This is a genomic window from Salinibacterium sp. G-O1, from assembly GCF_030063305.1.
In the GTDB taxonomy this organism is placed as follows: domain Bacteria; phylum Actinomycetota; class Actinomycetes; order Actinomycetales; family Microbacteriaceae; genus Rhodoglobus.
In genome coordinates this window covers 1,063,065-1,072,763 of sequence record NZ_JASISV010000002.1, presented here as the reverse complement: position 1 = coordinate 1,072,763, position 9,699 = coordinate 1,063,065, and the positions used below count along the sequence as shown (strand labels likewise).

Sequence of the window (9,699 nt, the reverse complement as noted above, 5' to 3'; positions counted from 1 at the left end):
TCGGCGGCCATAGCGAGAGGGAAACGCCCGGTTACATTCCGAACCCGGAAGCTAAGACTCTCTGCGCCGATGGTACTGCAAGGGGGACCTTGTGGGAGAGTAGGACACCGCCGGACTTAAATTGTGAGAAAGCCACCCCAGGTACTGAAAAGTGCCTCGGGGTGGCTTTCTTGCGTTAACGCAGTGCCCACGCCGGCAGGCCAGTGCCGCGCGCGGATATCCCCACGCGCGGCGGTCAAGGCGCTGCTACAGGCTGGCTCCGAATATCGTCGCGATGCGATCCCACCACGACGATGACGCGACGCTGGCTCTGGGTTCCAGCGTGCTCGCGTTCGAGCGGATGACATCGCGATCGGCCCACAGGCGGGCGACGAGGGCCGAGCCGTTGCCGGCGAGCAGCTCCTCCACGCTCAGCACACCGTCCTGTCCGAAGTTGCCCAGGGCTCCGCGCAGCTTCACCCCGGTGTAGTCGTCCACGGGGATGCCGATGGTGGGAACTCCAGCAGGAACGGCGAAGACGACAGGGTGATAACGGCTGCTGACGACCATGGACGCACCCCGCGCGAGGCGCGCGCCGCTCACAGAATCTACGGGCGCCACAACTCGGGCGGGGCTGGTCATCGCCTCGATGGCGGCGTCATGCATGACGGCGTCGCCACGAGATGGCCCATCCAAAGGCCCGAAGTGGGCGAAGAACACGATGTCGAGGCCGGTGTGGCTGGCGATCTCATCGAGCATGGTGGCGAGAGCTCTGACGACGTCAGCGCGCGTCGCATCGCCGACATGGCTTGCGACGCTCACCAGGCAGTAGTCCGACGATGTGGGAACGTCATCGGCAACCAGGAAGCTGGCATCGTCGATGGTCTGCGTGACATCCGCAACTCCGAGCCTGTCGCACAGGGCGAAGGAGCTCGGCTCGCGCACGCCGACCAGGTCGGCGCTGCCGAGCAGCTCGCGAACGAGAGCGGAGTCTGCGTCATCCAGCTCGGGCCCGATGGTTTGCCCGCTGACGACGAGCGGCTTCCCGAGTGCGACAGCAATGGCACCGAGAGCGGATCTTTCGAAGATGTGGTGCGGCCACAGGGTCGACATATTGCCGCCGCCGGCGATCAGCATTCCGTTGGAATTGCGGATGGCGGAGATGACCTCATGGGCCGGGTCGCCGGCATCCAGGGTCTCGGGGTTCCTAACGGCGGCGATCACCGCGGCCAAGCGTGCTTCGCGATCGAGCCGCGACGCCGGCCACCCGATAGTCATCACGGCAGAGATGCCGTAGCGGGCCGAACTCTCGGAGGGAGCACTCGAAATGCCCGTGATGTCGGTGATCCCGCGCTGCCGCATGGCGTCGACTGCGGCCTCAAACATGGCTTCATCGCCGATGTGGATCATTGAGTCAACGACACCGATATCTCCGATGACGACAATTCTTTGTGGCACCCATACTCCCTTGGTCCCATTCACGCTAGCCCATCCTTTCTGGCAGGTTGCACGCCTATCATCGATAAGGATCTTCCACGAGGCCCACAAGGCCGACACGACCAGAGGGGGAGTGGCCCATGGGTATTCTCACCGCACTCGATGCCGTTCGGCAGGCCACCCGCCTGGTGGATGCGATGCGCCTCGCCGAGGAGCTGGCCTTCGAGGCCAGCCGCGAAGGTGGCGTCCGCACCATCCGGGTTCTGAAGTCTGCAATCGCCGACGACAACCAACTGGTGGCCATCGCGGCCATTCATGCTCTCGCTGGCATCTTCGACGATGATGCTGACCGCGCGATCTCGAAACTGCTGTCGAGCAAGGAGGGCTATCTGCGTGAGCACGCCGCCTGGGCTCTCAGTTCCCGGGTTCCCCAGGTCGGCGCGGTGAGCCGACTGATTGGCCTGGTCATTGCAGGGGGCTTCGGCGGGATGGTCGCCCAACGCACCCTCGAGCAATGGTCAAACGCGGCCCCGGAAAACATCGCGGTCGGAGTCGAGGGTGCCCTTCTCGGCGTACGCGACGAAGACGCTCGCTACCGCCTGGTCGAAACTCTGGGGCTGGTTGGAAGCAGCATGACGATCGCGCCCTTGCTGCGCATTGCCGCGGACGAGAGCGAGCACGAGATTGTGCGCGTCGCCGCCGTTTCGGCCCTGGGCCAGCGGGGCCCCGACCCTAGGGTCGTTACCTATCTCGAGCGAGAGGCCGCAGCAGACAGCTACCTCGCCGACGTCGCGCGACTCTCGCTTGTCGACGTCTCTGCATCGCCATCTCAGGCGACACCGACCGCGTTGACTGTCGCCCAACTCTTCCTTCACGCCGACATCGACGCTGACCTGTCGCAGGTGGGCAGCGGTGACAACGGCGGCATTGCGACCCTGCTGGTGCGCCTCGGCGACGCTCTTATGACGACCCCGGATGCCTCGACCAGGGTCGAGCGCGTCATCACCCTGTCGCGGGGCAGCGCCGCGGACGCGGTGGCCAGCGTCTCCGAGATCGCGGCGGCCAGCGGCGGGCATGTGTACGGTCGCGTGCCGACCCTGAGCGAGCCGATCCAGTCCGCGAGTGCGTGGCCGCTTCGGGTGGCGGTTCGCCGTGGCATCCGGAGACTCCTTCGAGCTGCGGGCGGTGTTGACGTGCTGCACCTCAGGATGGCCGACGTGGGAAGTCTCGCTGCCGCGGACGTCGCCCGGGAACTCGACATTCCCGTGGTCTTCACGGTCGCCCCCGATCCCCACGCCGTCATCGATTCGCTGGACAAGTCCGGCACGCTCACCCAGCAGAACTTCGGCGACGTCGATGAGCGTGAGCATTTCTGGTTCAGGGTGCGGCTGGTTCAGCGACTGGCGGCCAACGCCGACCACACCGTGCTGTTCCCGCGTCCGAACCTGCAGAGAGACATGCGGGAGCTGGTCGGGATCGACCTCACCGCCCATCCGGAACGGCACTCGATCGTGCCGGAGGGAATCGACATGCGGGTGATCGACCGCGCAGTGGACGAGGCGGCGGACCTCGCCGCAGGGTTGCCGGCAACGGCACCACTGCAGCAATTGTCCGACCTGCTCGAGGCCCTGCCGGAATCCCGCCGCGGACTTCCCCTGCTGGTTAGCGTCGGACGGTTCCACCGGGTCAAGGGCATGGCGGCGATCGTGGAGGCGTGGGCGGGCAGTGCGCTGGCCGACCGCGCGAACCTGCTGCTGGTCGGTGGTGACCTTCAGTCGCCGTCGGCCGACGAACAGCAGCAACTCGAGGCGATGGATGCCGTCGTCCCCGCGGCCGAACGAGCAGAGGCTGGGCTCGTGCTCTCCGGTCACCAGCCGAACGACACCGCGGCGCGGTGGGTGGCCGCGGCCCGCTTCGGAATTCCGGGGCTGGCAGCCCCCCGAGGCGTGTACGTGTGCGGAAGTCTGAAGGAGGAGTTCGGCATCGCCCTGCTGGAGGCGATGGCATCCGGACTCTTCGTGGTGGCTCCGGCGGGCGGTGGCCCGGCAACCTATGTGCAGCAACACGTCACGGGCCTGCTCGTTCCCACCTGGGATCTCGAACGGTTGCAGGAGGCGATGGTCGATGCGCTCGAGATCGCTTCGACCGAGACCGACGACGAGCGAGCCGCGCTGTCTCGGGCCACGGTCGAGGACAGCTTCACGATTCAGGCCATGGCGCAGTCACTCGCCGAGGTTTACAGCGACGTAAACCAGGCTCAGGCAGTGCTCGGCGAGTGGGCTGTGCCCACGCCGTGACGCTGCTGATCATCTGCCCGGACTACGCGTCTCACCTGCTTCCGCTGGCGACGCTCGGCACAGCCTGGCGAGACGCCGGGCAGCGCGTGGTGGTGGCCACCGGTCCCGCGACGGCCCCCATCGTCGAGTCCTTCGGATTCGAGCGTGTGCAGCTGCAGCTCGGCAAGGGCTCCAACCCAGGCGTCATCAGGGCGGAAGACCAGCCCGCGGGGGAGGACGACGCCCTGCGTGGGTTCTTCGACGCAACCCGGAGGGGGATGACCGAAACTCTCGCGTTTCAGGCCGAGGCGCGGCTGAGCGACTTCATGTGGGAGCCGGTGCGGGTGGGTCGTGACGTGCAGGCGGTCGTGGAGTCAGTTGCTCCCGACGCGATCATCGTCGATCACCTTGCGTTCAGTTCGAGGCTGGCACTGGACGCCGCGGGCATCTCGTACGCGGATGTGCTGGTGGGGCATCCATCGGCGCTGCCACTGGCGGGCGAGGTCTACGGTTTCCCTCCGGCATGGCCCGGCGCCTTCGCACCGGAGCAGGGCGAACTCGAAACGTTGCGCCGCCTGTGCGATCGCGTGAGTGATTCCTTCACCGCAGAGTGGAACGCGGCCCTCGCAGAGTTGAACCCGTCAGCGACCCCATCCGAGAGCGCGTTCGCCGAGCACGGCGACCTGCTGCTGCTGAACTATCCGGAGGAACTTGCCGACGACGCGAGGGTTGAAGCGCTGCCCCGGCACGTGTTCCTCGGTTCTTCGGTGCGCGAGGAAGCGCCAGACCCTGAGGTGGAGCGCTGGCTCGCCTCCAGCGACCAGCCCTTCGTCTACGTGAGCTTCGGCAGCTTCCTTTCGGTGCGCTCGGATGTCACGGCAAAAGTGGCCAGCTCGCTCGAGTCTCTCGGGCTGCGGGTTGCCCTCGCCCTCGGCTCCGGCGACCGTCAGGCTCTGGGCGACCTGCCGGACAGTTGGCTCGTGCGCGAGTTCCTGCCGCAGGTGCGGTTGCTCGGCGAGGCCGCGGCCGCAGTCACCCACGGCGGCAACAACAGCGTCACCGAGGCCATGACCTTCGGCGTTCCGCTGGTGGTGCTGCCGTTCTCCACCGACCAGTTCGCCGGCGCTGAAGCGATCGAGCGGGAGGGTTTCGGCGTCGCCCTTGCCCCCAACGAGGCGACGGTTGCCGAGCTTCAGGCGGCGATCAGCGCGGCCGTCGCTTTGCCGCGCGACCGATTCGACGCTGTGTCGTCGAACCTTCGTCAGTCCCCGGGAAGCGTCAGAGCGTTCGAGGCATTGGCCGCAGCGGATCCGTCGACCAACGCGCGCATCGCCGTGACATCTCCGGCCGCGTCCTTGTAGCGCTCCATCAGGGCGGCGTTCGCGTCGTACTGGTCGCCCTCGCGGGGCTGGGCGGCGTGGTGCAAAGCAAACACGCGGCCGTCGGATCGGCGAGGGGGTTCTCCGAGAAGCGTTGAGTGTGCGAGGTACCACGCAGCATCCTCGAAGCCCCACCCCCTGAAGCGTTCATCCTGCGCCCCATGGCTGACCCAGGTTTGCGGTGTCGTGACATAGACCCCGGAGCATGCGCCGCGAACAAGCTCGAACTCGCAGTCGTTCAGTGCAGCGCCCGCGGCGAATTGTGCTGATCCGGATGCCCCCAGCCAGTGGTACTCGGTGTACGGCAGGTGCACGAGGCCGGAGTTCGCTGCCGCATCCACGGCGTGCAGCAGGGAATCACGCTGGGGAATGGTGTCAGCGTCATTGATGACGACAACCCGGTGGGGATCCGTGATCGAAGCGACCCCCAGGTTGCGTGCCTGCGAGAGGTTGAAAACATCGTCGTGGGAGTCGACGAGCACGAAATCGACATCAACGATCTCGTTCAGATACCAGTCCCGCACGGCATTGAGCGCAGAGATGCGCGTCGGTTGTTCCCGCCACGGGATGATCACAGTAAGCATCAGCCCAGCCTAAATGAGCGGCGTACCGCCGCCACGCAGGGGCTAAGCAGCGTGGTACAGGATCGTGCGGTGCTGCACGTAAGCGACCTCACGGTCGACATCGGCCGCGATTGTCGCGGGGCCTGTGGTCTTGATTCCGAGTTCGCCCTCGATGTGCTTCCAGAGCTTCTCGTGTTCGGCCATGGGGGTAGTCTCTGCGACCCGGCGACCCTCGGTGGTGCGCACCGGGTTGAACGCGGCCGCGACCTCGTGAGCGATGGTGTCGGCGACGGTAGCGACGAAGAACGCGTCGTCGGCAGCGGGACGGCCCATTGAAATGCGGAAACTTCCGCCAGGGCCGAACATATCAATCAAACGCTCGCGCATCAGGTCGAAGACAAGTTGCTGTTCGACCTCGGTGGCTGCAGTGTGTCGCTCGGACATGTCCCCATTGTGAGGGACATCGCAGGGGGCGTCGTGATGCGACACGCCGCTAGAGCCAGTCGCGCCTCTTGAAGACGAAATACAGTATGACGCCGGAGGCGAGCATGGCAGCGAGTGTCAGCGGATATCCGAAGGTCCATTCGAGTTCGGGCATATACCTGAAGTTCATGCCATAAATAGAGGCAATGAGGGTCGGCACGAAGAGAATTGCCGCCCATCCTGAAATCTTCTTCACCTGGGCGCCCTGACGAAGGCTGGTCTCAGACAGGTGGCGCATCTCGTCATTTTGGCGCTGCATCACGAGGGTCGACTGCACGGTGAGCGCATTTTGCAGCACGACCATAAATGAGTCCGCGCGCTCGACGGTCTTGATGGTGTGGTCGAGCACATCCCGCAGGTTGCGCTGCAGTTCAATATCGATGTTGTATTTCGCAAACCCTGCCTCGAGCGACCGCAACATGTCGACCAGGGGATGGGTGGCTCGTTGGAAGGCCATGGTCTCGCCGGACAGCTCATAGATGCGGCGAAGAACCGAAGGGTCGCGGTCGAAGAGCTGATTCTCGATCTCGTCGATGTCGTTCTCGAGGCCGCGGATGACGGGCTGGTATTCGTCGACGACCTCGTCGAACACGGCGTAGAGCACGGATTGCGGGCCGAGGCTCAGCAGGTCAGGAGTCTGTTCCAGTCGTTTGCGCACGCGTGCGAGGTTCGGCGATTCCGCGTGCCGGATGGTGATAGCAAAGTTCGATCCGATGAAGAGGTGCACTTCGCCGAACTCCACCTCCTCGGGGCCGTCCAGGTAGCGGGCGGGCCGAAGCACAACGAAGAGTGTGTCGCCGTAGCGTTCGAGTTTGGGGCGCTGGTGGCCGGTCAGGGCATCCTCGACCGCGAGAGGATGCAGGTTGAATTCAACGGCGAGGGCGCGCAGCTCGTCTTCGGTCGGCCGGTACATGCCGATCCAGGCAAATCCGCCGTGCGCGCGAAGCTCTTCGAACGTGAGGTCGAGGGTGACCGGGTGCACGTCGCGCACCCCGTTGCGATAGATCGCATTGTCGACGATGGGCATTTCGCCATGATAGGCCTCGCCGATGCCGGAGACGCTGCGCTGGTAACGTGGAAGCACATGTCTGACTCGATGCAGCTCATCCCCGCGGAATACGATTTTGTCGTCGTATCCAATCGTTTGCCCGTCGATCGTGTGACCGATTCGGAGGGTGTCGCCTCGTGGACGCGGTCTCCGGGTGGGCTGGTCACCGCTCTCGAGCCCGTAATGCGCGAGGCCGACGGCGCCTGGGTCGGATGGGGAGGTCAACCCGACCTCGAGATCGAGCCGTTCGAGAACAACGGCATCCACATCGTGCCCATTGCTCTCAGCGCCTCGGAAATCGAGGAGTTTTACGAGGGCTTCAGCAACGACACGTTGTGGCCGCTGTATCACGACGTCATTTCATCTCCCGCCTACCACCGTGAATGGTGGGAGAGCTATGTGAAGGTCAACCAGCGGTTCGCGGACGCCGCGGCCGCGGTGAGCGCGCAGGGGGCCGTCGTCTGGGTGCAGGACTACCAGCTCCAGCTCGTCCCGAAAATGCTCCGCGAAATTCGGCCCGACCTCACCATCGGGTTCTTCGATCACATTCCTTTTCCGCCATACGGCATCTATTCGCAGCTTCCGTGGCGCACCCAGATCCTTGAGGGACTGCTCGGCGCCGACGTCATCGGGTTTCAGCGGGTTGCCGATGCCGGCAACTTCCTCCGGGCTGTCCGCAGGCTCACCCCGTTTGTCACAAAGAACCCCGTCGTTGAGGTGACCTCTGATTCCCAGCAGACCCGTCGCGTCATCGCTCGCGCGTTCCCGATCTCGATCGACGCGAAGGGCTTCGAGGAGCTCGCCCGTGACCCGAAGATCCAGGAGCGGGCCAGGGAGATCCGCGAGGGTCTCGGCAACCCACGAACTGTCATGCTCGGTGTCGACCGGCTCGACTACACCAAGGGCATCGGCCACCGGCTCAAAGCGTTCGGGGAGCTTCTGGCCGAGGGCAGAATCGACGTGCAGGATGTCACGCTGGTGCAGGTAGCAAGCCCGAGCCGCGAGCGCGTGGCCGCCTACATGCAACTCAGAGACGAGATCGAGCTCACTGTCGGGCGCATCAATGGGGATTTTGCCACGATGAGCCACACGGCCATCAGCTACCACCACCACGGCTATCCGCGAGAAGAGATGGTCGCGCTGTATCTGGCGGCGGATGTTTTGCTGGTCACGGCGCTACGTGACGGCATGAATCTCGTGGCGAAAGAGTACGTCGCCAGCAGATTCGACGACGACGGCGTGCTGATACTGAGTGAATTCACCGGTGCCTCCGACGAACTCAAAAAGGCGCTGCTGATCAACCCGCATGACATCGACGGGCTGAAAGACACCATGCTGCAGGCCATCGCGATGCCGAAGAAGGAGCGCCAAGCTCGAATGCGGTCACTCAGGAAACGCGTGAACGAAAACGATGTCGCCCGGTGGTCGAGCAACTTTCTGAAGACCCTGGAGCAGGCGCGCGCCAGCCACAACGGCGACGAAACGGCCATGGAGTTGCCCGACGAGCTTGAATGGACAGTCGACCGGCGGTGGACTAACTGATGGTTGACGTCGACACCGACCCTCCGTGGTCGAAGCTGCCCGAGCCCCTCATCGGCGCTCTTCGTGAGCTCGCCCGCACCAAGCGACTTTTGGTCGCGCTCGACTTCGACGGCACGCTGGCCCCCGAGGTTGATGATCCCGAGAAGGCCCGAGCTCTCCCCGAATCGAGAGCCGCGGTGCTCCGGCTTCTGGCGATGCCGAACACTCGTGTCGCGCTGGTGTCCGGACGGGCGATGAAGAGTCTCGAGCAGGTTGCCGATCTGCCGGACACCGCGCTGTTGGTCGGATCGCACGGCATCGAGATCCGTCTGGATGCCGACGATGATCCCTCGAGGCTGGATGCCGCAGAACTGGCTCGAGTCGACGTGCTGAACCTCGTGCTCGGCGAGGTCGCCGACTCGATGGATCAGGTCTGGCTCGAAGAGAAGCCCGCAGGATTCGCGCTGCACACCCGCCTGGCCACCGAGCACCACGGCAGGGTCGCTCACCTCGTCGCGCGCTCAGAGGTCGCAGCCGAACTCTCGGGTGTGACGGTGCGTGAAGGCAAGAACGTTCTCGAGTTTTCGGTCCGCTCCACGACCAAGGGTGAAGCTGTCGAGCATCTTCGGCGATACACGGAGGCCGACGCTGTCTTTTACGCCGGCGACGATGTGACGGATGAGGATGCCTTCGCCGCGCTCGACGCGGACGATCTCGGACTCAAGAGCGGCGAGGGCGCGACCCTCGCCAACTTCCGGGTCGCAGGACCAGACCAGGTGGCCCGCACGCTCACGCTGCTCGCCGATCTCCGCGAGGGCGACGTCCACGAGCAGTAGCGCTCCCGCGCGGCCCTCCACTCGGGCGGCCCTCCACCTCGTGCCGCACCCTTCCGAAATGACGGAGATCGCGCTGATTGCGACATCCATGCTCCCGGAAAGTCGGGGAGTGGATGCCGTGACTTCCGTCATTTCGGAAGAGGGCGTGCGGGGTGGGGCCGAGCGAGAGGCGCAAGG

The 9,699-nt window shown here is 64.9% G+C and carries 8 protein-coding genes and 1 rRNA gene; 5 read left to right on the top strand and 4 right to left on the bottom strand.

Features of this window, described 5'->3' with window-relative positions; genetic code table 11:
- A 5S ribosomal RNA gene (gene rrf / locus QMG83_RS11635) occupies nt 1–116 on the top strand.
- A 130-nt stretch (nt 117–246) separates the two neighbouring features.
- Here rrf and QMG83_RS11630 read toward each other — a convergent pair.
- Complete coding sequence (locus tag QMG83_RS11630) at nt 247–1,437, bottom strand: polysaccharide pyruvyl transferase family protein (RefSeq protein ID WP_283505519.1); 1,191 nt, start codon at nt 1,435–1,437, stop codon at nt 247–249.
- 119 nt (nt 1,438–1,556) lie between these two features.
- Between QMG83_RS11630 and QMG83_RS11625 the strand changes: the two genes are divergently transcribed.
- Together QMG83_RS11625 and QMG83_RS11620 are read left to right on the top strand one after the other, a co-directional pair.
- The gene (locus QMG83_RS11625) at nt 1,557–3,713 is read left to right on the top strand and encodes a glycosyltransferase (protein ID WP_283505518.1); all 2,157 of its coding nucleotides are present in this window, start codon (nt 1,557–1,559) and stop codon (nt 3,711–3,713) included.
- Nucleotides 3,710–5,053: a glycosyltransferase gene (locus tag QMG83_RS11620; RefSeq protein ID WP_283505517.1), complete on the top strand. Its 1,344-nt coding sequence runs from the start codon at nt 3,710–3,712 to the stop codon at nt 5,051–5,053. Before QMG83_RS11625 ends, QMG83_RS11620 begins: the two co-directional genes overlap by 4 nt.
- On the opposite strand, the gene QMG83_RS11615 is transcribed toward QMG83_RS11620, so the two are convergent.
- From QMG83_RS11615 to QMG83_RS11605, 3 genes are read right to left on the bottom strand one after another with little or no spacing between them, the layout of a single operon-like run.
- A complete protein-coding gene (locus tag QMG83_RS11615; protein WP_283505516.1) occupies nt 4,954–5,655 on the bottom strand; it encodes a hypothetical protein in 702 nt (233 codons plus the stop codon). The two genes, QMG83_RS11620 and QMG83_RS11615, sit on opposite strands and share 100 nt — an antisense overlap.
- A gap of 42 nt (nt 5,656–5,697) precedes the next feature.
- Complete coding sequence (locus tag QMG83_RS11610; RefSeq protein WP_283505515.1) at nt 5,698–6,078, bottom strand: hypothetical protein; 381 nt, start codon at nt 6,076–6,078, stop codon at nt 5,698–5,700.
- 49 nt (nt 6,079–6,127) lie between these two features.
- A complete protein-coding gene (locus QMG83_RS11605; RefSeq protein WP_283505514.1) occupies nt 6,128–7,144 on the bottom strand; it encodes a magnesium and cobalt transport protein CorA in 1,017 nt (338 codons plus the stop codon).
- Between the two features lie 57 nt (nt 7,145–7,201).
- On the opposite strand from QMG83_RS11605, the gene otsA reads away from it, so the two are divergent.
- The gene (gene otsA, locus QMG83_RS11600) at nt 7,202–8,707 is read left to right on the top strand and encodes an alpha,alpha-trehalose-phosphate synthase (UDP-forming) (protein WP_283505513.1); all 1,506 of its coding nucleotides are present in this window, start codon (nt 7,202–7,204) and stop codon (nt 8,705–8,707) included.
- Nucleotides 8,707–9,522 (top strand): trehalose-phosphatase, encoded by an 816-nt coding sequence (gene otsB / locus QMG83_RS11595; protein WP_283505512.1) that lies wholly within the window; start codon nt 8,707–8,709, stop codon nt 9,520–9,522. Before otsA ends, otsB begins: the two co-directional genes overlap by 1 nt.
- Nucleotides 9,523–9,699: the final 177 nt, after the last annotated feature.